This window comes from Microbacterium sp. C7(2022) (assembly GCF_028823665.1).
GTDB lineage: Bacteria > Actinomycetota > Actinomycetes > Actinomycetales > Microbacteriaceae > Microbacterium.
Window position 1 is genome coordinate 1 of the sequence record NZ_JAPEHV010000110.1, and the last position, 216, is coordinate 216.

1 protein-coding gene is annotated in these 216 nt (G+C 37.5%); it reads right to left on the reverse strand.

The genetic code is table 11. The features are described 5' to 3' along the window. Nucleotides 1-216 (reverse strand): RNase H-like domain-containing protein (locus tag ON062_RS13755; RefSeq protein ID WP_274647708.1); only part of this gene is annotated, 216 nt, incomplete at both ends.

Genomic DNA, 216 nt, shown 5'->3' on the forward strand with positions numbered 1-216 from the left:
CTTTGGGTGAACACATATTGAAGGCTCTTATGATCGGTAAACACATCTACATGAACCCCATACAAATAATGATGCCATATTTTCAAAGCAAACACCACAACCGCTAGTTCAAAATCATGGCTAGGATAATTACGCTCATGCACTTTTAATTGCCTAGAATCATAGGCAACAACTTTGCTTCTTTGCATCAACACACATCCAAAACCAATTCTTGAA